This is a genomic window from Mesorhizobium sp. P3_A8 (assembly GCF_056402995.1).
In genome coordinates, this window is record NZ_JBFUGI010000002.1 from 133,635 (window position 1) to 155,410 (window position 21,776).

A 21,776-nucleotide genomic window follows, 5' to 3' on the forward strand; every position below is an offset into this window, starting at 1 on the left:
AGGTCACAATTCCAAGTCCCAGTTCTGGCCAACCAGATCCCTGCCGAAGGAATGGTGCGGCTCCTCCTCGATCAGTTTGAAGCCGGCGGCCTGGTAGATGTGCCGGGCGGCGGCCAGGATGTCGTTGGTCCACAAGGTCAGCGTCTTGTAACCCTTGGCGCGGGCAAAGCCGATGCATTCCTCGACCAGCCGCTTGCCGATGCCGAGGCCGCGCGCCGAAGGTTCGACATAGAGCAGGCGCAGCTTCGCCACCTGATCCGACTTGCGCACGACGAAGACCGAGCCGACGACCTCGCCATCGCGCTCGGCGATCCAGCTGCGCTCCCATTTCGGATCGAAGGATTTGACGAAGGCCGCGAGGATTTCGGCGACCAGCGCCTCATAGGTTTCGTCCCAGCCATAGTCCTGCGCGTAGAGCATGCCTTGCCGGCGGGTGATCCAGCCGATGTCGCCGACCTGCAGCGGCCGCAACAGATAGGGGATTCTTGGCTCGGCGCTTTCGTCGAGCAGAGCCTGGACCGTGCGCATGGATTTCACCAGCCGGTCCTGTTCCGATGCGGGCAGCCGGTCGAGCAGCGTCGCGACCTGGTCGTGCGAATCCTGGTTCAACGGCGCAAAGGCATTCCTGCCCGCCGGCGTCAGCGCAATCGACGATTGCCGGGCGTCCGAAACCAGCGTCGACCTCGAGATCAGGTGAAGGCGTTCGAACTTCTTCAGCAGACGGCTGACATAACCGGCATCGAGACCGAGATCGCGTCCAAGGTCGGTCGCGGTCAGACCGTCACGGTTCGCCAGTTCGTAGAGCACGCGCGCCTCGGTCAGGGAGAAGGCGCTTTTCAGCAGCCCTTCGTCAAGCAGCCCGATCTGGCGGGTGTAGAAGCGGTTGAACGCCCTGACCGCATCGATCAGCTGCTTGTTGGGCGCATTGTTGCTGGGCTGATGGTGGATCGTCATGGGCATCTCCTGTTCGCACAGAATTGACCATTTAGTTGACTGAGTCAACTACCTGAAGGATCACATCATCGGCAACACCGGCCAGCGATCGACGAGCCTGCCGCCGGAAAACACCGCAATCGGCCCGAATTGCTGCAGCACGGCCTCGCTTTGCGTCGGTCGCAGGAACGCATAATCGCCGGGCTTGGCGGCGCTGTCGGCGGGCAGGCCCATGAATTGCTGGTTGGAAGACAGGCCGAGCAGGCCGTTCGTCTTCATGCCATCGGGAAAGACCGGCTCGGCCATCCATTTGCCGCCATAGAGATAGCAGCCCTTGCGAGGAAACCGGCCGAGCGCCTGCAGCAGGCGGGAAACGGCCGGCGGTCCCGGCAGCATCGGCTCGACCACCTTCAGGATCGGCGTCGCGATAAAGGCTGCCGGCTGGAAACCTTCGAGACCAGCTGTGTCGAAATCGCTGGGCAGCACGAAGGCCGAACCCATCGACACTTCATTGGCAGCGCCACCGTGATGAAGCAGCGCAGTCTTGCTGCCACCGATGTTGAGAATCCTTCGCTGGTCGGTGCCGAGGCGCGCAATGAAAGCGGCGGCCCGTTCCGAGGCTTGCGCCAACGCCTGGGCCGCCCCGCCGAACAGGCCGGGAATATGCGGCGCATGCGCCTCATAGGCCATGACGCCTTCGCAGCGCAGCCCTTTGTGCGCCGGCAGCATCTTCAACGCCTGCGACAAAGCCTCCGGTTCAGCGAACCCGCCGCGATGCAGACCGACATCGATTTCCAAGGCGATGCGCAGGTCGATGCCGAGTTCGGCAGCGAGAGCGCCATATTCCGCCAGCCTCTGCTGCGTATCGATCAGCCAGCAGACACGCGACCAGTCGGCGTCACCCTTCACCAGCGCCGCCCTTGCCGCCTCGACCGGCATCGGCTTGCCGTACAACAGATCCGCATCCGGAAACGCCTTCAGCACCGCCGCGCTGATCGGTGGATGGAAAGTCATGAAGCGATCGGTTCCGAGCGTCTTGCCGATATGCGAAAGCAGCGGCAGGCAAGCGAGCGACTTGTCAACCAGCCGCACGGCAAGACTGGGGTCCACCCTCTCCTTCACCTGGGCAATGTTGCCATCCAGCCGATCGAGGTCGAGCAGCAGGCAGGGCTGGAAGATGCCGGCTTGCTTCAATGCACCCGAAAGCGAGGCGAAATAAGCCTTCATTGTTCGATGCCGAACAGCCCAGCCATATAGGGCGAGACGAAGCGGTTTTGCGGATCGATGTCGCGGCGCACCGCCATGGCATCGTCCCAGCGCGGGTATAGCTTCTTGAAGTCCGCCGCCTTCAGGCTGTGCATCTTGCCCCAATGCGGCCGGCCGCCATATCTGCGGAAGATCGGCTCGGCCGCCTGCATGAACGGCAGCGGATCGCTCGCCGCATCATGGTGGATGGCGATCGAACAGGTAGGCCTGTTGTAGAAGGGCGAGAGCCAGAACTGATCGGCCGCGACGCTGCGCACCTCCATCGGGAAATAGACTTCGGGAAAGCGCTTTTCGGTCAGCTCGATGATTTCGGCCAGCGCCGTTGGCCCTTCCTCGAATGGAAGGTGATATTCCATCTCGTTGAATTTGGTCTGGCGGTCGCTGGCATAGACGTTGAGCCAATCCTGCACATAATCCTCGGAGGGCACTTTCGCGACAGCGCCCAGGATCAGCCGCCGGCGCAGCGACGGCAGCCAGGCAAGCCCGGTGCGCAGCCGACGCAGCGTGAGCAAGGAGCCTTCATCATCCTCGGTCGGGCGCGTGGTGGTCGCCTCGGTGCTGAAGTCGCTGGCGATGAACTGCGCATAGCCCGAGAACGGAATGTAGTAGAATTCGGCCGAGCGGTGCGCGGTCATCATCTTTTCGAAGTCGCGCAGCATGTCGGCGATCGGCAGCACCCATTTGCGGCGGCGCAGCCGGTAGGTCGCGATGTTGTTCAGCGTCACTTCGCTCAAGACGCCGAAGGCACCGAGCGCAACGCCGATGGCGTGTATCGTGTCCTGATCCCCTGCCCTGGTGAATTCGCGGACCTTGCCAAGACCATCGACGATCTGCACCGTCTCCAATTGCGTATGATAGGCGCCGAGCGTCGATCCCGAGCCATGGGTGGCGGTTCCCAGCGCGCCGCCAATCGCCTGCCGGTCGATATCGCCCATATTGGGTAGGCCCTGGCCGATATCCTGCAGGATGTGCATGAGCGAACCGAGCCGCGTCCCTGCCCGCACGCGCGCCTGATGCTTTTCAGCGTCATGCGAGACCAGCCCCTCCAGCTTTTCCAGAGACAGGATCGTGCCCTGCGACTTGACCAGCGGCGTAAAAGAATGACCGGCGCCGACGACGCGTACCGGGCCGGGCGCGGTGCGAATGAGATCGCCGAGTTCGCCGGCATCGACGGGACTGGCGATCAGCCGAGGTTCGGCAGTGACAAAGCCCGACCAGTTGCTCCAGATGTTCGACATGGCGCTCACGCAACAACCCGGCGACGCCGCGCCACGAAGACAAATACGACGAGGAGCGCCACGCTGGCCAGGGCACTGGCAGCGGCGAATTCCGGAACCGGGCGAAAATCCTTGCCGTCGATGAGCAGGGACGCTGCGACAGGCCCCATCGCCAGACCAAAGAGTTGCGCGGCCGGCACCAGCAGCACGGCCGTACGTGTCTCGTCGGCGGTGATCGCCAGCCTGATCTGGTAGGGCACGATGAACAGGAGGATAAAACCCATGACCAGGGCAGCGACCCAGAATGTGGTGAGGCCAGGTCCGCTGGCGAGAACCAGCGAACACAAAAGCGCCACCACACCGATCACCACAATGGCAATGCGATAATCGATACGCGCCTCGAACACGGTCGCCGTCATCGCGCCCAGGACCTGCACTGCGAGGCTGGCCGAAACGATCAGGCCGACGGTGCGGCCATCGATGCCGAACTGAGCGCCAAGCGGCTCCAGAAATGCCCAGACCGAGCCGAAGAACATGAAGTAGCAGAAGACGCACAGCAGCGCGGTGATCGACGGAACCGTCAGCACATTGGCCAAATTCTCGTCCTTCGGCAGATCGGCGTAATCAGCGGGGACAATGAAGGCGACCACGAGCGACAGGACGCAGACGACCGCGAGAACGAGGAAGCCGCCAGCCGATCCGGCGGCCGGGATGACATAGAGCGCCAGCAGCAGCGCCAGAGCGCATTGCGCCAGCGTCTGCATAGTGACGAAAAAGCCGCCGATGCGTTCGGCCCGCCGCGAACGGGCAATCAGTTCCGTGGCGACCGCGACAAGGCCGCCTTCGGCAAGGCCGGCCAGCGCGCGCGCCGCCATCAGCGTATTGGCGCCGGCGGCATAGGCCGTGCAGACATTCGCGAGCGCCAGCAGGAGCAGGAGGACCGCACTTTTCCAGCGCATGTTGTGGGCCGACAGCAGCATCGCAACGATCGCCGAGCCAATCGCAATGGCGATCATCTCGGCGGTGGCGACCAGCGCCAGCTCATCGCCGCTGACATGACCTTCGGTGTAGAGGGCGCCGAGCAGCACGGGCTGCAGGCCGAGAATGAGCAGGCCGACCGAGCCGATCCACAAGGCGGAGGCAAGCTGCCCACTGGTCGGATTGCCGACCAGCCAGTCGCCATCGCCCGCATGGCCGGTACTTGTCGAAGTCAAAGGCGCCTCCCAACGTCCTTGCCGCACGGCAAAAAAGCTGACAATCTGTCAGCATTTCAGAAACTGATACTTGATCATTTTTTTTGTCAACCAGAATTTGGCAATTCGTGCGAAAGACCGGTGCATGACGCAAGCAACGCGAACAGCGACCGAACCGAGGCGCAAGCCCAAGCAGGAGCGCAGCCGTGAGCGTATCGACGCCATCCTGTCGACGACCATGCGGCTGATCGGCGAAAAGGGCATCGATGCCGTCACCATGAAGGAGGTCGGCATGCTGGCGGGCGGCCCGATCGCCACCGTCTATCATTACTTCCCCAACAAGTCGGCGATCCTGGCGATGCTCTATGAGCGGTTCTCGGAGGTCAGCCGCGCGCGATTGACAGCGATCATTGCCGATGTCCGCGAAGCCAAGGACGTCATCGCCGCCGCCGACCGATTGCTTGACGACTATCACAGCCGCGTGGCCGGCGATCCCGCCATCCAGGACCTGCAGAACGCCATCCAGGCCGACAAGGCGCTCAAGAATCTCGACATCGCCGAAACTCGATATCAGGCCAGGATGTTCTGCGACCATGTCATCGCTTTGCTTGAGCCGCAGAAGCACGAGCAGTTCGAACGCATCGTGTTGCTGATCTTCCAGCTCGCCGGTGGCGTGGTGCGTCTGGCGCTTGCGGAGGGCGGAGCGGAAAGCTGCCGGACCATTGAGGATTACCGGTCGATCATCCACACCCAATTGCGGCTGTTTCTCTAGACCGGCGCCATGACGATCAGCCCGTCGTGGCCTATCTCGCCTGGCGGATGAGGCCTTCGAAGCCGTCAGCCAGATCGGCAGCGCCAGCCGCGAACATTTTCACGAGGTTCTGGGGACGGCCGGGAGTGTTGTTGGCATCGAGGAGGATGGCCCTGCCCTCATGCATGACGAAATCGAATTTCCCGTAGTCGAAGCCGAGTTCGCGCCGCCGCTCGCGCATTTCGTCGGGAACCGGGACGGGCTCACGCCGAATCGTTTCCGATGCCTTGACCAGTCTGTTCGGCGAGACGTAGCGGGTGCAGCGCTCGCGCTCGCCGCAAAACACCCAGAAACGCGCCGCAAAGCCGTCGGGTTCTCGTTCCGGAATGAATTTTTCCACCACCAGGTCATCGTTCTCGAAGACGCTGTCTGGAACCTCGCCGAGAGATCCATAGACCTCATAGCGCTGCAGGGTTGGCAGATGCGGAAAAGGCGGCGGCTTGCCCGCGCGTTTCGATCGCCGGTTGAGGAGTGTCTCCGGAATACCCTGATTGTTGAGGTTGCTCTTGACGATGACCGGGCCATGCCAGCTGTCGTCTTCTGATATCAGAGCCCCGCTGATCCGCCTTTTGGAGATATCGGACGCACCGACATTGAGGCAGAACGGAAACCGCTTGGCATAGGCGACATGATCCGCCGGTGTCAGCGTCGCATCGACATGCAGAACCGCGATATCGGCGTCTTGTGTCTTTGACGGGCCCTGCTGAATCCGGACCGAATGGCCACGCCTTTTCAGGTGCTCCAGAACATCGAAAAGCAGATAGGGGCTGCCCCTGCGCAACAGGAGGTTGCGCTTACCCAGAAACCGGTCGTGCTCATGCGTTATGACGACTATGCGCGACACGGCTTTCCCCTTGGCTTCAATGCCCGCTTCTATTAAGCGGCTCTAATCGATCGATGCCAGACTTTCCTGGCTCCAACGGGTTTGAATGACAAATCATTGGGATAACTATCATCGGCACTGGAAGCTGCTGGACGCTCCGCTGCGGCCAACCGCGGAAACCGTCGGCATATTCGATCGCGAACTTGATCTCGGAAATGCCGATGTCCTTCTGCTCGGCGTGACCCCCGAACTGGCAGTCCTGGGCAGGTCGATGTTGGCGATCGATCAATCGGCAACCATGATTTCCGGGGTTTGGGCCGGCGACAACGCCTCGCGAAGGGCGATGGCGGGAAATTGGCTCAGCCTCCCCGTGGAGCGGGCAAGCTTCGACGCCGTCATCGGCGACGGCTGCCTGTCGGCGGTCGATTCCAGAGCCGCCCGCCATGCGCTGTTTGCCGAAATCGCAAGGGTGCTGAAGCCCGGCAGGCGTGCGGCGATCCGCGTTTTTGCACAGCCGGAAGCGGCGGAGGACCTGCGCGGCATCGAGGCGCTGGTCTTGGCCGGCGGGGTCGAGAATTTCCACGCGCTCAAATGGCGCATCGCGATGGCGTGCACGAGCGACGACTGCGATTTCGCAATCAAGGTGCGAACGATCCGCGACACGTTCGACATCCTGTTCCCCGACCGGGAAATTCTTGCCACACGGACGGGATGGAGCATGACGTCGATCAACACGGTCGATGTTTATGCCGGCTCAGACATAAGCTACAGCTTCGCGACGCTGGCCATGCTGATCGACGAGGCGAACAGCTGGTTCGGCGACGTACGCATCGTGCCGAGCGGCTCCTATCCGCTGGCCGAACGGTGCCCGCTTCTGGTTCTTGGATCGCCTGCTCCTCGACTTTGAAACTCGGGAGATCGGGCAGCGTTCGGGCGGCAAGCCTTATTTTGCGCAATCGCGCGGCTGCACGAGAAAAATTTCCCGCCATTGCGCCTCCCCGCGCGCCTTGACTCTGCGAGGTCGGCGGCCTATTTCAGCGCCACGTTAGCACTCGCCCTTGGTGAGTGCTAACCACATGTCCGGCTTCGCCGGATAGAGGAACTGTTTCTCACCGTTCTCATCGAGGAAGAAAAAATGGCAAAGTCGAAGTTCCGCCCGCTTCATGACCGCGTGGTCGTTCGCCGGGTCGAATCCGAATCCAAGACCGCCGGCGGGATCATCATCCCGGATACGGCAAAGGAAAAGCCGCAGGAAGGCGAGATCATCGCTGTCGGCTCCGGCGCTCGTGACGAAGCTGGCAAGCTGGTCCCGCTGGACGTCAAGGCTGGCGACCGCATCCTGTTCGGCAAGTGGTCGGGCACCGAAGTCAAGCTCAATGGCGAAGACCTTCTGATCATGAAGGAATCCGACATCATGGGCATCATCGGCTGATTATCGGCCTCACCGTCAACTGAATTCGGGCTTACCCCAAGCCCCTGCCAGGAGCTAAAAAATGGCTGCTAAAGACGTAAAATTCTCCCGTGATGCCCGCGAGCGCATGCTGCGCGGCGTCAACATCCTCGCCGACGCGGTGAAGGTCACGCTCGGCCCCAAGGGCCGCAACGTCGTCATCGACAAGTCGTTCGGCGCCCCGCGCATCACCAAGGACGGCGTCACCGTCGCCAAGGAAATCGAACTTGAAGACAAGTTCGAGAACATGGGCGCGCAGATGGTCCGCGAAGTTGCTTCGAAGACCAACGACATCGCCGGCGACGGCACCACGACCGCGACCGTTCTGGCGCAGTCGATCGTCCAGGAAGGCCACAAGGCCGTTGCCGCCGGCATGAACCCGATGGACCTGAAGCGCGGCATCGATCTGGCCGTCACCGAAGTCGTCGCGGCTCTCGGCAAGGCTGCCAAGAAGATCAAGACCTCCGAGGAAGTTGCCCAGGTCGGCACGATCTCGGCCAATGGCGACGAGTCGGTCGGCAAGATGATCGCGGAAGCGATGCAGAAGGTCGGCAACGAAGGCGTCATCACCGTTGAGGAAGCCAAGACCGCCGAGACCGAACTCGAAGTCGTCGAAGGCATGCAGTTCGACCGCGGTTACCTCTCGCCCTACTTCGTCACCAACGCCGACAAGATGGTTGCCGAGCTCGAGGACGTCTACATCCTGCTGCACGAGAAGAAGCTCTCCAACCTCCAGGCCATGCTGCCGGTTCTTGAAGCCGTCGTGCAGACCTCGAAGCCGCTGCTCATCATCTCGGAAGACGTCGAGGGCGAGGCTCTGGCCACGCTGGTCGTCAACAAGCTGCGTGGCGGCCTGAAGATCGCCGCCGTCAAGGCTCCGGGCTTCGGTGATCGCCGCAAGGCCATGCTGGAAGACATCGCCATCCTGACCGGTGGCCAGGTCATCTCGGAAGACCTCGGCATCAAGCTCGAAAACGTCGGCCTCAACATGCTCGGCCGCGCCAAGAAGGTGTCGATCTCCAAGGAGAACACCACCATCGTCGACGGCGCCGGCAAGAAGGCCGAGATCCAGGGCCGCGTTGCCCAGATCAAGCAGCAGATCGAAGAGACCACTTCGGACTACGACAAGGAGAAGCTGCAGGAACGTCTCGCCAAGCTGGCGGGCGGCGTTGCGGTGATCCGCGTCGGCGGTGCGACGGAAGTCGAAGTCAAGGAAAAGAAGGACCGCGTCGATGACGCCCTCAACGCGACCCGCGCGGCCGTGGAAGAAGGCATCGTTGCAGGCGGCGGCGTCGCTCTCCTGCGCGCTTCGGCCAACATCAAGGCCACCGGCGCCAATGCCGACCAGGCTGCTGGCATCAACATCGTTCGTCGTGCGCTGCAGGCTCCGGCCCGCCAGATCGCGGCCAACGCCGGTGCGGAAGCATCGATCGTTGCCGGCAAGATCCTTGAGAACAAGGGCGCGACCTTCGGCTACAACGCCCAGACCGGCGAATATGGCGACATGATCGCCATGGGTATCGTCGATCCGGTCAAGGTTGTCCGTACGGCTCTCCAGGACGCGGCTTCGGTCGCCGGCCTGCTCGTCACCACCGAAGCCATGATCGCGGAGGCTCCGAAGAAGGAGTCGGCTGGCGGCGGCATGCCTGGCGGCATGGGCGGCGGCGGCATGGGCGGCATGGGCGGCATGGATTTCTAACCCACGCTTCCATCAGCCTCAGATACGGAAAGGGCGGCAGCGATGCCGCCCTTTTTCGTTTCTAATGGGCATGTCGCCATCAGACGACCTCGGCAAGTTCGATCAGATTGCCGAATGGGTCGGCGAAGAAGGCCAGCTTGCGGCTGATGTCGTCGAGCTTGAAGGGCTCGGTGACGATGGTGACGCCGCGCTTGCGCAGTTCGGCAACCGTTGCGTCGATGTCGGCCACGTTGATGCAGAAATGGTGATAGCCGGAATAGCGCAAGCTATCGGCGAGATCCTTGTATGCCGGCGCATCGATCGGCAGCGGATCACCGCCTCCCAGCAATTCGATCATGAAATGATCGTCATTGGCCGGCGCCAGATAGGCGAGCTGCTCGTCGGCAAATGGCCATTCGTGAACGACGCGAAAGTCGAGCTTGTCGACATACCAGCTCTTGGCGATCTCGTAGTTGGGGACGCGCAGCGCCACGTGATGACCGCGCATGTTGGCAAAAACCGAAGAGGTGTTTTTGGCGGGGATCGGGAAATCAGTCATCTCAGTCTCTCCTTTTGATCGCGAGCCGCGGAGCGATTGCCTGCGGCGACGAGGAGAGGATGGCGCAATTCAATTGCACCGATTAGAGTGATAATTCTATCGATACTCCTGAGTAAAAATCATCAATGCGAACGACCGACCTCTCTGAACTTGCCGCCTTCGATGCGGTGGCCCGCCACCGCAGTTTTCGCCGGGCGGGGGAGGAGCGCGGCGTCACCGCTTCGGCGATCAGCCATTCAGTCAGTAATCTCGAGGAACGCGTCGGCATTCGACTGCTCAATCGCACGACGCGCAGCGTGTCTCTGACCGATGCGGGGGCGATGCTGCAAGCGCGGCTGGCACCGGCCTTCGGCGATATTGGCGCGGCACTCGATGCCCTCAACCAGTTCCGCGACACGCCGTTCGGCAAAGTGCGCATCAACGTGCCGAACTCGATTGCACCTTTCGTCCTCGGTGGAATCATTGGACCGCTCATCACAAACAATCCCAATCTCGAGATCGAGATCGCGGCGACCGACAGGCTGGTCGACATTGTCGAAGAGGGCTTCGACGCGGGCATCAGGCTGGGCGAGAGTCTTCGGGAAGGGATGATCGCCGTGAAGGTCAAGCCGCGACTGCGCTTCGCGGTGGTTGGCTCGCCGAACTATTTCCGCAATCGCAACCTGCCCCAGACGCCGCGCGATCTCGGCGATCATGTCTGCGTTCAGAACATGTACCCAAACGGCACGCACTACCCCTGGGAATTCGAGTTGAAGAGCGAGGCCATCGCCTTTCATCCGAATGGCCCGATCGCACTCGACGACCATGAGCTGATGGTACAAGCCGCGCTATCTGGTGTAGCGCTGGCCTATGTCTGGGAGAACCGAGCCGAGCGCGACATTCTCGACGGCAAGCTGATCCGTTGCCTGGACGAATGGTGTCCTCCTGAAGATTGGCTCTACCTCTATTATCCGAGCCGGCAGAACATGTCGGCCGGGCTGCGCGCTGTTATCGATGCGATGAAGGCGTGAAACAGAGAACGATGGTGGCCATTGGGCTCCATGCCGCCCGATTCCGCAGATGCCTCTTTCCTGTGCAGTTTCTCAGCAAAATCAGCGGCTTCGACCACGCCTTGGCGGCGGCGCGCAATTTGTCGGACAATATTTTTTAACATATTTGCGATTACTAAAGGGCGAGAGCACTGAGGGGTTGCTCCAGCGTTTAGCGTGTCGGGTACCCATCGATGCAGTTTTTCTGGCGATTTTTGCGGAACCGCGACGGCAACGTGCTGATCATCTCGGCACTGGTGATGCCGGTCCTGATCGGCATGGCCGCTTTGGTGACCGAATATGGCGCCGCTCTGGTCGAGCGGGCCGACAATCAGCGCGTGGCCGACCTGTCGGCCTATGCAGGCGCCCTCGCCTACAATGTGAACAAGTCCACGGACCAGATGACTGCGACCGCCGTCAGCGTCGCGGTGCTCAACGGCGTCCCTGCCGCCAATGTACAGGTCAGCCTGGTTGCCTCCCCGAAAACGACCAGCGTCAACGCCGTTTCGGTGTCGATCAACACCTACAGGACCCTGTTCCTGGCACGCGTCCTCAACGATCGCCAGCAACTGCAGATCTACGCCAATTCGGTGGCCGAGGTTGGCGCGCAGCCGCAGACGCCCGGATGCATGCTTGCGCTCGACGGCACGCAGACCGGCGTGACGCTGAGCGGTGGCACTTCGATCTCGGCGCCGAAATGCACCGTCTCTTCCAACAATACGGTGACCGTCCCTTGCGGCACCAGCATTTCGGCGATCGGCGTCAACTACAATTCCGCCGCGGCCCCGAGCCAGCCGTGCAACGGCATCACCGGCCCAAGCGGGGCGACCGCGGTGATCACCAAGAAATCGACCCCCGATCCACTGGCCGGCAATGCCGCGGTCACCGCCGCCGTGGCCCGCATCGCCACCGTGGCCGCGCTTTCGACGACGACCGCGCCAACGGCGCCGACCACCCCCAACGGCAACAGCATCGACTTCGGCTGGACTCAGGGCTCCACCCAAGGCCAAGCCACCGCGCTCGGCTGCACCGCCAGTTGGACATCGGCATCATCGACCTGGACGCTGAACTGCGGCAGCAAAACCACAGTCAATCTGGGCACCATCACCATCGGTGGTGGTATCAATCTCAACTTCGCCACGAGCGGCGCGGCAACCACGGTTTACAATATTGCCGGTGACCTGACGACGAGCGCTACGACCAACTTCGGCCCAGGCACCTACAATTTCGCCAAGACCCTGACCACCGCGGGAACCACCACTTTTGGTGCCGGCACCTACAATTTCGGCAAGCAGGTGACCACCGCCGGAACCACCACCTTCGGGGCCGGCAATTTCAACTTCACCAAGGGCCTGACAACCGGCGGCGGCGCCACCACGACATTCGGAGCGGGAACCTTCAAGATCGGAATGAGCGACACCGCCTGCAGCGGCTCGGGACAGGTCAGCCTCTGCAACACCTCCACCTTGACCTTTGGCGGACCGAGCACTTTCGAACTCCCGGGCGGCTACACCAACACCAGCGGTTCGCTCACCTTCGGCTCGGGCACGACCAATTCCTACAAGATCGGTCCCGGCAGCAATGGCGATGCCATCACACTTGGCGGCGGTTCCACGACAATCATGGCCGACGCGACCGGCGCCAGCAGCTTTTTCCAGGTCGTCGGCAATGTGAATGGCGGCGGCGGCGGCAGCTGCTTTGTGGTGCCGGCCGCGGCCCAGCACGACATCTCCGGCAACTTTATCGGCTCTGGCGCCATCCTGCTCGGCGCCGGCGTCTACACCGTGGACGGCTATTTCGCGCTTGGCGGCAATGGCGGCGGCAGCGCCAATTGCAACGGCAGCACGATCAGCGTCAGCGGCGCCAATGTGACGCTTGTCTTGTCAGGCAAGGCCAAGTCCAGTTCGGGAAGCTGCAACGGCTATGTCTTCTGCGTCGCCGCCGGCTACAGCAACATCGTGCTCACCGCACCACAGTCGGGAGCAACGGCGAAGCTGGCGGTGATTGGCCCCACCGGCAGTTCCAACACCGGCGGCGCGACCTTCGCCGAAGGCGGCTCCAACGCCCAGATATCAGGCGCATTCTACTTTCCCTACGGCCCGATCGTCATGAATGGCGGCTCGAGCGTGCTGGGATCGAAGACCGACACGACCAAATGCCTGCAGATGATCGGCTCGCGCATCACGCTATCGGGCGGCACCGCGGCCGCGTCGGAATGCATCGCCGCATCGAGCACCAGTGCCAGCAGCAAGGTGAGTCTCGTGCAATGAGAAAGCTGTCACGCCCCGGCCGCGGCCTGCTTGCCAGCGGATATTCCTCGTTCAGGGACTTCCTGCGGCATCAGAAAGCCGGCGTGTCGGCCGTCGAGTTCGCCCTGGTCAGCCCCGTTCTGCTCGTCATCCTGGCCGGAACCGTCGACATAGGCGGCTCGCTGAAAGCCAAATTCGAACTGAGTTCGGCGGTCTCGGCCGGTTCGAACTATGCGCTGCTCAATGGCGACAAGGTCAATTCCACCGGCGGCAGCGCGCTGGCCGGAAACATTGCGACGGTGGTTACGAGCGGCCTGGGTAGCAATGGCGGCAGCATTCAGGTCGTCATCAACAACGGTGCGACGCTTGCCTACAACGCCACCACATCCACGGCCACCCAAAGCGGCACGGCCGCCAATGCCGACCTCTGCTACTGCCCGGGCAGTTCCGGGGCCGTGGCCTGGAGTACCCCGGTGGCATGCGGCAGCATCTGCAGTGCCGGCGGCATCGCCGGAAAATTCGTGACGATCACGGCCAGCAAACCCTATACGCCGCTTTTCGGCGGCTTCGGCATCGTCAGCAACGGCAACATCACCATCCAGGCGGTGGTGAAACCGCAATGAGCCGTCGCCGATCCTTCCTGCGTGACAGATCCGGCGCACAAGCCGTCGAGTTCGCACTGCTGTCGGTGCCGCTGCTGATGGTGCTGATGGGCACGTTCGAGTTCGGGCGCATGTACTGGGCCCAGCATGTGCTGAATGAAATCGCCGCGGCCGGGGCGCGTTGCGTCGGCGTGCTGCAGAGCGGATGCACCCAGAACGGCGTCTACGACGCCGCCAGCGCGATCAGCTATATCAGCGGCAGGGCGGCAACCGACGGCATCGTGCTTAGCAACGCCAACATCACCATCAGCAACAACACCACCTGCTCGGGCCTGTCCGGCTTTTCGAGCGTCCAGGTCTCCTACACATTCCAGACCGTGCTGCCGGCCTTCCTCACGTCGCTGGCGAATGGCCCGAACCTCAGCGCCCGGGCGTGCTTCCCGAACCAGGGCGCCTAGCGGTCCGCCAGCGCGAGCTTGGCGCCGAGCATGACGAAGGCGCCGGCAAATGTCCTACGCATCCAGGTCAGCACCATTGGCCGCGAGGCGACGTGGCTGCGGATCGAAGCAGCGAAGATGCCGTAGCCGACAAAAACCACGAAGGTCAAAAGCATGAAGACGCTGCTCAGTTCCAGCATCTTCGACAGCGCATTGGGCTCGGTGGTGCTGACGAATTGCGGCAGGAAGGCAAAGAAGAAGATCGACAGTTTCGGATTGAGCACGTTGACGAGGATGCCGGTGGCGATGACCTTGCCGGCCGAGCGCGGCGCGACATTGTCCTCGACGCTGAGGCCGCCCTTCTCCTTCAGGGTGTTCCAGGCCATGTAGAGCAGATAGGCAACGCCGAGATATTTCAACGTCTCGAAGGCGACCGCACTGGTGTGCAGCAGCGCCGCAAGGCCAGTGATGGCGGCAGCCATGTGCGGGATGATGCCGAGCGTGCAGCCGAAGGCGGCAATGATCGAGGCTCGCGCCCCGCGCGAAAGTCCGGCGCTCAGCGTGTAGAGAACGCCGGTGCCGGGCGAGGCCACGACGATCAGCGACGTCAACAGAAATTCGATGCTCACGATGGATTTCCTCCGACGCCCTGCCCTCTTGCAGCGTAGCCAGCAAGGCGGGTGCGCACAAGCCACCGCCAATCGTTGCTAAGAGCTCGGAAATCCGTGCGCCCGGCGCGCCATCAGGCACTCCTCGTCGCCAGGCATGCAGGCGCGACAGACATCGGGGCGGAGTTCGTAGATGCCGCAAGCGGTCGATTTGCCGACTTCGCCCGACAGGGCCGAGCAGCGGGAGCCGTCACAGCGCATGCCGGACAGATCGGCCGCCACATATTTCTCAGGGATGCGGTCGAGCTGCGCATCATCCTCGGTGGAAAAGCGTGGCCATTCGGCTGAATAGGAACAGCAGGCGCCGCAGCTTTGGCAGTCAAAAAGCGGAGCGGTCTCGCCTTGCGACGACGAAAGGTTTGCGGCGGCTACTAGGGCGAGCAGCCCCGGCACGGCCGGATTGCGATCGGCGTCCTGCGGCAAGGCGCTATTTCTTCTTAGCCGTCTTGCCCTTCGGTGCGTCCGCCGGCGACTTGAACAGGTCGGTCGCGGCTTCGGCAGGTTCACCGGCCTTCGCGGCAACCGGCTTGGCCGGCTTTGCAGCGGGAGCCTGCGCTGCCGGCTGATCCTTGGTGGAGAATTTTATGGCCATGTCAGTCCTCGTCGACGAAACGCGATGATGGTGCGCGCGGGTTACGCAAGCGGCCGATCAGCGCCGAAACCGCCGTGATGTTCATTTCCTCGGGCGACCAGTTCTTTACCGCCTCGATGTGATGCGGCGCCAATTCGCGATGCGTGCTGCCGCTATAGGCGGCATCCTGATAGGTCACCCGCTCATGGGTCTTGGCGTCTTCGCGGACATATTCGATCAGATAGTTCGGGCACTCGGCACGGCCGCGCACGCCGACGCGCACCTGGGCATCGCCATGGGCGCGCTTGCAGCGTTCAAGCTTCTCCAGCACACGCCGGACGTACTCGACCGGCTTGTCGAGACCCTCGACCATGTCGGCGATGGTCGCGTCGGCGGCGATCGGCGTTGGCGGTACGCGCTTGGTGGCCATCAGCGTTTTCCGGCTCGTTTCGGCAGCGCCGCGAGTGCCGCTGCCGCGGCCATCTCGTCAGCTTCCTTTTCCAGGCGCAGTTCGCGCAAGCGCGCGGTCTTGGCTTCCCGCGCTTCGCTGACGGCATCGCGCTCGGACATGATGCGGCCGAGCGACATCGACTGGGTTTGCGTCTTGCTGAACAGCGACACCGCCGGATCGGCGGCTGTCTTCGAATGGGCGGTCAAAATCTTTCTCCTGTCAGGAGCCTGGTGCCGTCAGGGCGAGACCGGGTCTTCGGTCAGGACCACGCACTAAGCAAACGGCATCGGGGCAATACGGCAGCGGATTCTAATTGCTGGAGCGTCCCTTAGCACGTTCGGCCCGATGCGCAGCGCATTTTCGGTGGCAACAAGCGTAAAATGAAAAAGGCCAGGCACCGCCTGACCTTCCATGGGAGCACCGCGCATCCAGATGGATGCACAGGAGATACTCCTCTCATGCGCATGATGTGCCTTGGAAACTCAGGTTTCCGTAGCCACGCGCCAGAATTCGCCAATCACCGGTGCCAGTACATCCGTGGTCACCGGGACAGCTGAATTCTTTCTTCAGGCCGCCTTCAACTGGTCGGCGGACATCTTGCCCGACTTGTTGTCGCGGACCATCTCGTAGCCGAGCTTCTGGCCCTCGACGATATCGCGCATGCCGGCGCGCTCTACGGCCGAGATGTGAACGAAAACGTCGGCCGAGCCGTCGTCAGGCTGAATAAAACCAAAACCTTTGGTGGCGTTGAACCATTTAACTGTGCCGGTGCTCATGACGAACCCTTTCCATGGCAAATATTCGTTAATCGCGGTGCGAATGCACAACGATTTTTGTCTCGATTTTTGATGTGGGAAGTTCGTCAAAGACGCGCTCGAAAGCGCGGATAACAAAAGTCAGTCAAACAAATATCGACGAATTTCTTGTAGGACTATTTTGCCGTGATGTCAAATCTTGGCCACCAGGCCGCAAAAGCCATGCCTTCAGGCTGCCATCCGATCCAGCTGCAGGACAGCGCGCTGCAACGCCTCGAAGCAGGCCGGATCGATGGCCGTGCCGATATCGCCAGCCATAACCTCGAAGGCTTTCGACACCGGCATCGCCGCGCGATACGGACGCTCAGCCGTCAGCGCATCGAAGATGTCGGCTGTGGTGACGATGCGGGTATCGAGGTCGATCGCATCCGCGCCCACACCGCGCGGATAACCCTTGCCGTCGAGCCTTTCGTGATGCGCGCCGGCGATACGCGAAAGCTCGCTGAACGCACCAATCCGCGACAGGATGATCTCGCCAAGCGCTGGATGATGGCGCACGGCCGCCCATTCGGCTTCGTCGAGTTTGCCAGGCTTGTCGAGTATCTGGTTGGAAACGCCGAGCTTGCCGATGTCATGCAGCAAGGCGGCACGTTTCAGCCGCCGCCGACGTTGGTCATCCAGGCCAAGTCCTTCGGCAATCAGGTCGGTGAACAGGGCGACGCGTTCGCTGTGGCCGTTGGTGAAAGGCGATTTGGCGTCGACCACCTTGGCGAAGGCAGCGGCGACATCATCCAGATAGTCATCGTTGATCGGCAGACGCTCGTCCCCCGGTGACAGTTCGATCACCGCAATCGCAAGCTCGGGCGAATCGAGCATCGCCCAGAAGCCTGGCGCGCCAGCCGCCCGTTCACACGCCGCGACAAGTCGCGGTTCGAACCAGGTACCGGAACGTGTGCGCAATTCGGCGATCGCTCCCTCGGCGCCGGCACTGGCGTAGAAGACGTCGGCGATCTGGGCGATAAGCGCGATGCGCGCAAGAGGCGATATCGCTTCACCGGCCAGGCGAGCCGGCTGGCCCTGCCCGTTCCAGTGCTCGTCTAGGTCCATGACGCCTTTCGCCACGGGTTCCGGAAACCGCATCTGCCGGACAATCTCGGCGCCGGTCTGGCAACGGGTCTGGAACAGCTCGTTGGCGATGCTGCCGCCGTTCATGGCGATGTTGAGCAGCGCACGGAACCGTTCCGCCAGTTTCGCCTTCATTCCTGTCCGCGACAGCACGAAGCGCAGGATCTGCGGCAGGCTGTCATTGACGAGATGGAAATCGTGCTTCAGGGCGATGTCATCTGCGAGATAGAGGCTGCAGATGCGCGCCGCATTGCTGCTGCAACCGACATCCTTGAGCAGAAGCGTATAGTAGAGATGTGAAAGCTCTGTCTGCGACAGGCCGATCTCGCGGCCGATATGAAAGCCGATCCAGCAGGCGCGGACGCAGTGCCCTGTCGGATGGCCTTCGCTGATATCGAGCGCATAGCTTAGAGCGCTGACCAGTTCGGAGAGCCCGACACCCTCCTTCTCGACATCCGTCATGTTGCCACCCCTGACACTTCTGGATGGAAACACACGCTCGCTTAACGTTCCGTTCCACTTATGGCTGTGGCCGGTTGCAGCGGCTTGCCGTTGCCGGTTGGCCAATACAGGCCTTGCGTCATGGTTCGAGGGATTTCGCGGCCTGTGGCCTGAGCCCACCGTTAGCTTGCAGTATAGCTCTACATGATCGTGCTGATCATCGGCAGGATCTCATAGCGAAAACCGCGACCTGACTTTGCCACCGGATCGCCATCGGTCACCGCCTTTGCCTCGGCCTCGCTGCCGACACGCAGGATCAGCAGGCCCCAAGGGCCGGCTGGGTCGGAGACCGGGCCAGCCAAGATCATGGTCCCCTCGCGCAGCTTGCCGCGCAGGTATTCGGCATGCCGGCCCATCAGTTCCCTCTCCTCCTCCGTCATGGTGAAGGCGAAGTCGGGCCGTGGCGGGACCAGCCGGCAATGGAAGATCACTGGCACTGTTGCCTCGCGCTGCCCGTCACTGCTGGCCATGGGTCCCTCCCCCTGGCATGTCGTCAGTCGACCTATTCATCAGGACCCGGTTCCGGCCACGGCTCTTTGGCCGCTTCCGCGTACCATTGCCGCATGGCCGGTGTTGCCAGCACGGCATCGACATAGGCGCGTGTATCCGGGGCCAGTTCGCCGCCATAGGTGTCGAAGCGGGTGACGACCGGCGCGTACATGGCGTCGGCCGCGGTGAAATGGCCAAACAGGAAGGGGCCGCCCTTGCCGTATTGTTCGCGGCACTCTCGCCACAGCGCTTCGATGCGCGCCCGTTGTACCTCGCCTTCGGCATCGAGCGGCTTGTGCCCCTTCGGCCGGCGCAAATTCATCGGCCAGCCGTAGCGGACCTCGCGAAAACCGGAATGCATCTCGGTCGCCGCCGCGCGTGCCAGCGCGCGGGCGCCGATGTCGGCCGGCCACAGCTTTTTCTCGGGAAACAGGTCGGCGAGATATTCAAGGATGGCAAGGGTTTCCCAGACAACCCTGCCATTGTGATTCAGCACCGGCACCTGACCGGTCGGCGACACTTTCGCCAGATTGGCAAAGGTCTCGGGCGTGCGCAGCCGCACAAGGTCTTCCTCGAACGGGATCTCCAGATGCCTCATCGCCACCCATGGCCGCAGCGACCATGAGGAGAAGCATTTATTGCCGATGTAGAGCTTGAATTCCGCCATTTTTCTCCCCGTGCGCACGATTGGTCGGCGCGTATCCACAGCCTAGCCTGCCTGCCCAGCCGCCGGAAGCGGCCACGCGCGTTTCGTCTGGTTCCGGTGCGATGCCTGGAACCTAAACGATGCCAGTCCGTTTATTGGCGCGGATGAATTCCCCCGAATTCAGGACTCCCAGGAGATGCGAAAGTGGTGAAAAGGGATCAGGTTGCCGGCATGGCCAAGCAGATCAAAGGCTCGGTAAAACAGGCCGCCGGCAAAGCGACCGGGAATAGGCGGACCCAGGTTGAAGGCATGGCCGACAAGGTCGCGGGCAAAGTGCAGAAGGCCTATGGCGACGTGAAGGCCAAGGTCAAGAAGGCGTTCTGATCCCGCATCGAAAATGCACACATGAAAAAGGCGGCCGCCAAGGCCGCCTTTTTCATGTGCTCCATCCCTTGCTGAAGGCGTTGGTGAAGGCGACGCCGCCGTAGTCATCGGTTGCCTCGCCCAACACGACGTCCATGCCATCGCTGGTCACTCTGGCCACGGCGAAACCGCCCATATAGGCAGCCTTCGGCTTGAACAGGTCGAGCCCGTCGCGACGATAGATCAGCGAGGTGTCATGCTGGTGGCCATGGAAGATGCCGACGACATTGTAGCCTTTCAATGCTGCCAGAAGCGCCTGCCTGTCGGCCTCGCCCCACCAGTGCGGCGGGCCGGCGCCGTCATCATTATAGGTGCGCTTGGCAGGATCCCACCGCTCCGTCGAAAACGTGTCCCAGCCATAGTGCTGGAACAGGATGACCGGGCGGCCGTCCGCCGCATAGGTCGCCAGATCCTGCTTGAGCCACGGCAGGCTCGATTCGGCGCCGTGGCCGGTGTCGCCGGCGAAACGATGCGTCTGAACGAGATGCAGGCCGCCCCAGTCCCATGAATAACAGTCGGTATCGACATCGTAGTCGGTGGCCGGCACCGGCGGCTTGAAGAACACGCCGGCGCGGTGGTTGACCTCGACATAGTCGCGCAGTTCGCGCCGATACCAGTCGACATGGTGCGACGGACCGTTCTGGTCGAGATCGTGGTTGCCGAGCCCGACATAGACCGGCATGTGGACGCGATCCGGGCCAACGCCCTGGCTATAGCGCTGGCTGAATTGCAGCAGTTGCGTGCCTTCGCTCGGCTGGGTGATCTGGCCTCCGCCATCGTCGGTGATGTCACCGCCGACGACAAGGCCGAGCGGCATGCCGATCCGGCTGCCGGCCGAACGCAAGCCGGTGGCGATGCCGTTGATCTCCACCGGCCAGTCCTTGTCGCCGACGGCGTTCAATGCCGCAACGTTGCGCAGCAGTGCGGCGTCGGTCTTGCCCTCCTGCAGGCAGTTGGGGCTCAGGCCGCTCGCCATGCGGCAGGCATGGACATCGGCGATGAACAGGAAGGTGGCGTCGATAGGCTGGATGCGTTGCCCCGTCTGGCTGAACGCCGGGCGTGAAAGCGCACCAGCCGCGGCAAGGCCGGCGGCCTGCATCAGAAAGCTGCGTCGTGAAAGCAATTTTGGCCATCGGTGATTCATCATTGGCGGAATTCAGCACAAGCGGCGTCTGTCCGTCCAGTTTCGGCAATGTCGCGACTGGCTTGACCATCGACATCGCAATGAACGTCTGCCACTTCTACCTGAACTTGCATTCTATTTGGAAGATACGGGGGAGTGCTATGAAGAGCGCGTCTATCGGCATGGCTTTGGCGGTTTTGCTGCCGGCAAGTGTTGCGCTTGCCGGCCCGTGCGTCGATGCGAAGTCCGCGAAAAACGGCTTCATCCTGGCGCGGCCCGGCATCCAAAGCGAGTTTCGGCCCGTGGCGGGCGGAATGGTCTCCGTCGCCAACACCTACGAATCGCAATCGCCGCAAAAGCAGTTCCTGTTTGCCGGCCTGATCGAGGTGGTTCGCGACAGCGACACCGGCCGGGCGGCAATGATCCCGTTTTCCGATCTGCGAAAACTGTTTCCGCTGAAGACGGGAGCCAAGAGCACGATCGAGTTCGTCGAGCTGTCGCCGGACAAGCAGCCCAAGGCCACGAAGACGCTCACACTGGTCGTCAAGGGCAAGGAAACATTCAGCCTGGGCGACTGCAAATACAATGTGCTCGCCGTCAACGAGACCTTCAAGAATGGGGCCGGCGAGACGCTCGATGCATTCACCGCGCTCTATGCGCCCGATCTGCAGGCCTCTCTTGCCCGGCGCTATGATGAAGGCACCAGCAAGGAATCGGTGAACGGCTACGAGACGATCAAGCCGCTGACGGAATAGGGATTCGATCTGCGCGTTTGAGC

At 62.2% G+C, this 21,776-nt stretch carries 26 protein-coding genes; 10 read left to right on the plus strand and 16 right to left on the minus strand.

Annotated features, from left to right (window positions below):
- Positions 1-3: 3 nt before the first annotated feature.
- The 4 genes from AC1DX4_RS04700 to AC1DX4_RS04715 are packed head-to-tail and all read right to left on the minus strand — an operon-like array spanning position 4 to position 4,630.
- Positions 4-954 carry a bifunctional helix-turn-helix transcriptional regulator/GNAT family N-acetyltransferase gene (locus tag AC1DX4_RS04700; RefSeq protein ID WP_477219228.1) on the minus strand — a complete coding sequence of 317 codons (951 nt, stop codon included), beginning with the start codon at positions 952-954 and terminating at the stop codon, positions 4-6.
- Positions 955-1,014: 60 nt separating this feature from the next.
- Positions 1,015-2,160 carry an alanine racemase gene (locus AC1DX4_RS04705; protein ID WP_477219229.1) on the minus strand — a complete coding sequence of 382 codons (1,146 nt, stop codon included), beginning with the start codon at positions 2,158-2,160 and terminating at the stop codon, positions 1,015-1,017.
- Positions 2,157-3,437: a D-arabinono-1,4-lactone oxidase gene (locus AC1DX4_RS04710; RefSeq protein WP_477219772.1), complete on the minus strand. Its 1,281-nt coding sequence runs from the start codon at positions 3,435-3,437 to the stop codon at positions 2,157-2,159. Before AC1DX4_RS04710 ends, AC1DX4_RS04705 begins: the two co-directional genes overlap by 4 nt.
- A gap of 5 nt (positions 3,438-3,442) precedes the next feature.
- Positions 3,443-4,630, minus strand: coding sequence for an MFS transporter (locus tag AC1DX4_RS04715; RefSeq protein WP_477219230.1), 1,188 nt, complete (start codon positions 4,628-4,630; stop codon positions 3,443-3,445).
- 124 nt (positions 4,631-4,754) lie between these two features.
- Here AC1DX4_RS04715 and AC1DX4_RS04720 point away from each other — a divergent pair, with 124 nt between their 5' ends.
- Positions 4,755-5,381 carry a TetR/AcrR family transcriptional regulator gene (locus tag AC1DX4_RS04720; protein WP_477219231.1) on the plus strand — a complete coding sequence of 209 codons (627 nt, stop codon included), beginning with the start codon at positions 4,755-4,757 and terminating at the stop codon, positions 5,379-5,381.
- A 31-nt stretch (positions 5,382-5,412) separates the two neighbouring features.
- Here the strand turns inward: AC1DX4_RS04720 and AC1DX4_RS04725 are convergent, their stop codons facing one another.
- Entirely contained in the window at positions 5,413-6,264 is an 852-nt protein-coding gene (locus tag AC1DX4_RS04725) for a hypothetical protein (RefSeq protein ID WP_477219232.1), read from the minus strand.
- An 85-nt stretch (positions 6,265-6,349) separates the two neighbouring features.
- On the opposite strand from AC1DX4_RS04725, the gene AC1DX4_RS04730 reads away from it, so the two are divergent.
- From AC1DX4_RS04730 to groL, 3 genes are all read left to right on the plus strand, one after another.
- The gene (locus AC1DX4_RS04730) at positions 6,350-7,150 is read left to right on the plus strand and encodes a class I SAM-dependent methyltransferase (RefSeq protein WP_477219233.1); all 801 of its coding nucleotides are present in this window, start codon (positions 6,350-6,352) and stop codon (positions 7,148-7,150) included.
- 228 nt (positions 7,151-7,378) lie between these two features.
- The gene (gene groES / locus AC1DX4_RS04735) at positions 7,379-7,675 is read left to right on the plus strand and encodes a co-chaperone GroES (protein ID WP_006203049.1); all 297 of its coding nucleotides are present in this window, start codon (positions 7,379-7,381) and stop codon (positions 7,673-7,675) included.
- A 61-nt stretch (positions 7,676-7,736) separates the two neighbouring features.
- The gene (gene groL, locus AC1DX4_RS04740) at positions 7,737-9,392 is read left to right on the plus strand and encodes a chaperonin GroEL (protein ID WP_027042159.1); all 1,656 of its coding nucleotides are present in this window, start codon (positions 7,737-7,739) and stop codon (positions 9,390-9,392) included.
- 79 nt (positions 9,393-9,471) lie between these two features.
- Here groL and AC1DX4_RS04745 read toward each other — a convergent pair whose 3' ends face one another.
- Positions 9,472-9,930 (minus strand): VOC family protein, encoded by a 459-nt coding sequence (locus tag AC1DX4_RS04745; RefSeq protein WP_477219234.1) that lies wholly within the window; start codon positions 9,928-9,930, stop codon positions 9,472-9,474.
- 125 nt (positions 9,931-10,055) lie between these two features.
- Between AC1DX4_RS04745 and AC1DX4_RS04750 the strand changes: the two genes are divergently transcribed.
- The 4 genes from AC1DX4_RS04750 (at position 10,056) to AC1DX4_RS04765 (ending at position 14,267) form a co-directional block, all read left to right on the plus strand.
- Positions 10,056-10,940 (plus strand): LysR family transcriptional regulator, encoded by an 885-nt coding sequence (locus AC1DX4_RS04750; protein WP_477219235.1) that lies wholly within the window; start codon positions 10,056-10,058, stop codon positions 10,938-10,940.
- 212 nt (positions 10,941-11,152) lie between these two features.
- Positions 11,153-13,228 (plus strand): pilus assembly protein TadG-related protein, encoded by a 2,076-nt coding sequence (locus AC1DX4_RS04755; RefSeq protein ID WP_477219236.1) that lies wholly within the window; start codon positions 11,153-11,155, stop codon positions 13,226-13,228.
- Positions 13,225-13,830, plus strand: a complete 606-nt coding sequence (locus AC1DX4_RS04760; RefSeq protein ID WP_477219237.1) for a TadE/TadG family type IV pilus assembly protein — start codon at positions 13,225-13,227, stop codon at positions 13,828-13,830. The genes AC1DX4_RS04755 and AC1DX4_RS04760 overlap by 4 nt, the downstream gene beginning before the upstream one ends.
- Entirely contained in the window at positions 13,827-14,267 is a 441-nt protein-coding gene (locus AC1DX4_RS04765; RefSeq protein ID WP_477219238.1) for a TadE/TadG family type IV pilus assembly protein, read from the plus strand. Before AC1DX4_RS04760 ends, AC1DX4_RS04765 begins: the two co-directional genes overlap by 4 nt.
- Here the strand turns inward: AC1DX4_RS04765 and AC1DX4_RS04770 are convergent.
- The 9 genes from AC1DX4_RS04770 to AC1DX4_RS04810 form a co-directional block, all read right to left on the minus strand.
- Entirely contained in the window at positions 14,264-14,875 is a 612-nt protein-coding gene (locus tag AC1DX4_RS04770) for a LysE family translocator (RefSeq protein WP_019857424.1), read from the minus strand. The genes AC1DX4_RS04765 and AC1DX4_RS04770 overlap by 4 nt on opposite strands.
- A 78-nt stretch (positions 14,876-14,953) precedes the next feature.
- On the minus strand, positions 14,954-15,337 hold the full coding sequence (locus AC1DX4_RS04775) for a YkgJ family cysteine cluster protein (RefSeq protein WP_477219239.1): 384 nt from the start codon (positions 15,335-15,337) through the stop codon (positions 14,954-14,956).
- Positions 15,338-15,341: 4 nt separating this feature from the next.
- Positions 15,342-15,506: a hypothetical protein gene (locus tag AC1DX4_RS04780; protein ID WP_477219240.1), complete on the minus strand. Its 165-nt coding sequence runs from the start codon at positions 15,504-15,506 to the stop codon at positions 15,342-15,344.
- Position 15,507: 1 nt separating this feature from the next.
- Positions 15,508-15,915 carry a hypothetical protein gene (locus AC1DX4_RS04785; RefSeq protein ID WP_172230151.1) on the minus strand — a complete coding sequence of 136 codons (408 nt, stop codon included), beginning with the start codon at positions 15,913-15,915 and terminating at the stop codon, positions 15,508-15,510.
- Positions 15,915-16,142: a hypothetical protein gene (locus AC1DX4_RS04790; protein ID WP_172230154.1), complete on the minus strand. Its 228-nt coding sequence runs from the start codon at positions 16,140-16,142 to the stop codon at positions 15,915-15,917. The genes AC1DX4_RS04785 and AC1DX4_RS04790 overlap by 1 nt, the downstream gene beginning before the upstream one ends.
- Before the next feature lie 360 nt (positions 16,143-16,502).
- Entirely contained in the window at positions 16,503-16,712 is a 210-nt protein-coding gene (locus tag AC1DX4_RS04795; protein ID WP_010915421.1) for a cold-shock protein, read from the minus strand.
- Between the two features lie 207 nt (positions 16,713-16,919).
- A complete protein-coding gene (locus AC1DX4_RS04800; protein WP_477219241.1) occupies positions 16,920-18,278 on the minus strand; it encodes an HD-GYP domain-containing protein in 1,359 nt (452 codons plus the stop codon).
- 179 nt (positions 18,279-18,457) lie between these two features.
- Entirely contained in the window at positions 18,458-18,787 is a 330-nt protein-coding gene (locus tag AC1DX4_RS04805; protein ID WP_477219242.1) for a YciI family protein, read from the minus strand.
- Between the two features lie 32 nt (positions 18,788-18,819).
- Entirely contained in the window at positions 18,820-19,473 is a 654-nt protein-coding gene (locus AC1DX4_RS04810) for a glutathione S-transferase family protein (protein ID WP_477219243.1), read from the minus strand.
- 183 nt (positions 19,474-19,656) lie between these two features.
- Here AC1DX4_RS04810 and AC1DX4_RS04815 point away from each other — a divergent pair, with 183 nt between their 5' ends.
- A complete protein-coding gene (locus AC1DX4_RS04815; protein WP_477219244.1) occupies positions 19,657-19,836 on the plus strand; it encodes a CsbD family protein in 180 nt (59 codons plus the stop codon).
- A gap of 52 nt (positions 19,837-19,888) precedes the next feature.
- Here AC1DX4_RS04815 and AC1DX4_RS04820 read toward each other — a convergent pair whose 3' ends face one another.
- Complete coding sequence (locus AC1DX4_RS04820) at positions 19,889-21,022, minus strand: metallophosphoesterase (RefSeq protein WP_477219245.1); 1,134 nt, start codon at positions 21,020-21,022, stop codon at positions 19,889-19,891.
- A 137-nt stretch (positions 21,023-21,159) separates the two neighbouring features.
- Between AC1DX4_RS04820 and AC1DX4_RS04825 the strand changes: the two genes are divergently transcribed.
- Complete coding sequence (locus tag AC1DX4_RS04825; protein ID WP_477219246.1) at positions 21,160-21,753, plus strand: hypothetical protein; 594 nt, start codon at positions 21,160-21,162, stop codon at positions 21,751-21,753.
- Positions 21,754-21,776 lie beyond the last annotated feature (23 nt).

What these genes read in the sequence shown, in the direction of transcription:
- groL (WP_027042159.1), top strand. Translation starts at nt 7,737, where the DNA reads ATGGCTGCTAAAGACGTAAAATTCTCCCGTGATGCCCGCGAGCGCATG.
- AC1DX4_RS04730 (WP_477219233.1), top strand. Translation starts at nt 6,350, where the DNA reads ATGACAAATCATTGGGATAACTATCATCGGCACTGGAAGCTGCTGGAC.
- AC1DX4_RS04810 (WP_477219243.1), bottom strand. Translation starts at nt 19,473, where the DNA reads ATGGCGGAATTCAAGCTCTACATCGGCAATAAATGCTTCTCCTCATGG.
- groES (WP_006203049.1), top strand. Translation starts at nt 7,379, where the DNA reads ATGGCAAAGTCGAAGTTCCGCCCGCTTCATGACCGCGTGGTCGTTCGC.
- AC1DX4_RS04795 (WP_010915421.1), bottom strand. Translation starts at nt 16,712, where the DNA reads ATGAGCACCGGCACAGTTAAATGGTTCAACGCCACCAAAGGTTTTGGT.
- AC1DX4_RS04720 (WP_477219231.1), top strand. Translation starts at nt 4,755, where the DNA reads ATGACGCAAGCAACGCGAACAGCGACCGAACCGAGGCGCAAGCCCAAG.
- AC1DX4_RS04825 (WP_477219246.1), top strand. Translation starts at nt 21,160, where the DNA reads ATGAAGAGCGCGTCTATCGGCATGGCTTTGGCGGTTTTGCTGCCGGCA.
- AC1DX4_RS04745 (WP_477219234.1), bottom strand. Translation starts at nt 9,930, where the DNA reads ATGACTGATTTCCCGATCCCCGCCAAAAACACCTCTTCGGTTTTTGCC.
- AC1DX4_RS04760 (WP_477219237.1), top strand. Translation starts at nt 13,225, where the DNA reads ATGAGAAAGCTGTCACGCCCCGGCCGCGGCCTGCTTGCCAGCGGATAT.
- AC1DX4_RS04780 (WP_477219240.1), bottom strand. Translation starts at nt 15,506, where the DNA reads ATGGCCATAAAATTCTCCACCAAGGATCAGCCGGCAGCGCAGGCTCCC.
- AC1DX4_RS04755 (WP_477219236.1), top strand. Translation starts at nt 11,153, where the DNA reads ATGCAGTTTTTCTGGCGATTTTTGCGGAACCGCGACGGCAACGTGCTG.
- AC1DX4_RS04785 (WP_172230151.1), bottom strand. Translation starts at nt 15,915, where the DNA reads ATGGCCACCAAGCGCGTACCGCCAACGCCGATCGCCGCCGACGCGACC.
- AC1DX4_RS04820 (WP_477219245.1), bottom strand. Translation starts at nt 21,022, where the DNA reads ATGATGAATCACCGATGGCCAAAATTGCTTTCACGACGCAGCTTTCTG.
- AC1DX4_RS04800 (WP_477219241.1), bottom strand. Translation starts at nt 18,278, where the DNA reads ATGACGGATGTCGAGAAGGAGGGTGTCGGGCTCTCCGAACTGGTCAGC.
- AC1DX4_RS04765 (WP_477219238.1), top strand. Translation starts at nt 13,827, where the DNA reads ATGAGCCGTCGCCGATCCTTCCTGCGTGACAGATCCGGCGCACAAGCC.
- AC1DX4_RS04705 (WP_477219229.1), bottom strand. Translation starts at nt 2,160, where the DNA reads ATGAAGGCTTATTTCGCCTCGCTTTCGGGTGCATTGAAGCAAGCCGGC.
- AC1DX4_RS04710 (WP_477219772.1), bottom strand. Translation starts at nt 3,437, where the DNA reads ATGTCGAACATCTGGAGCAACTGGTCGGGCTTTGTCACTGCCGAACCT.
- AC1DX4_RS04750 (WP_477219235.1), top strand. Translation starts at nt 10,056, where the DNA reads ATGCGAACGACCGACCTCTCTGAACTTGCCGCCTTCGATGCGGTGGCC.
- AC1DX4_RS04700 (WP_477219228.1), bottom strand. Translation starts at nt 954, where the DNA reads ATGACGATCCACCATCAGCCCAGCAACAATGCGCCCAACAAGCAGCTG.
- AC1DX4_RS04805 (WP_477219242.1), bottom strand. Translation starts at nt 18,787, where the DNA reads ATGGCCAGCAGTGACGGGCAGCGCGAGGCAACAGTGCCAGTGATCTTC.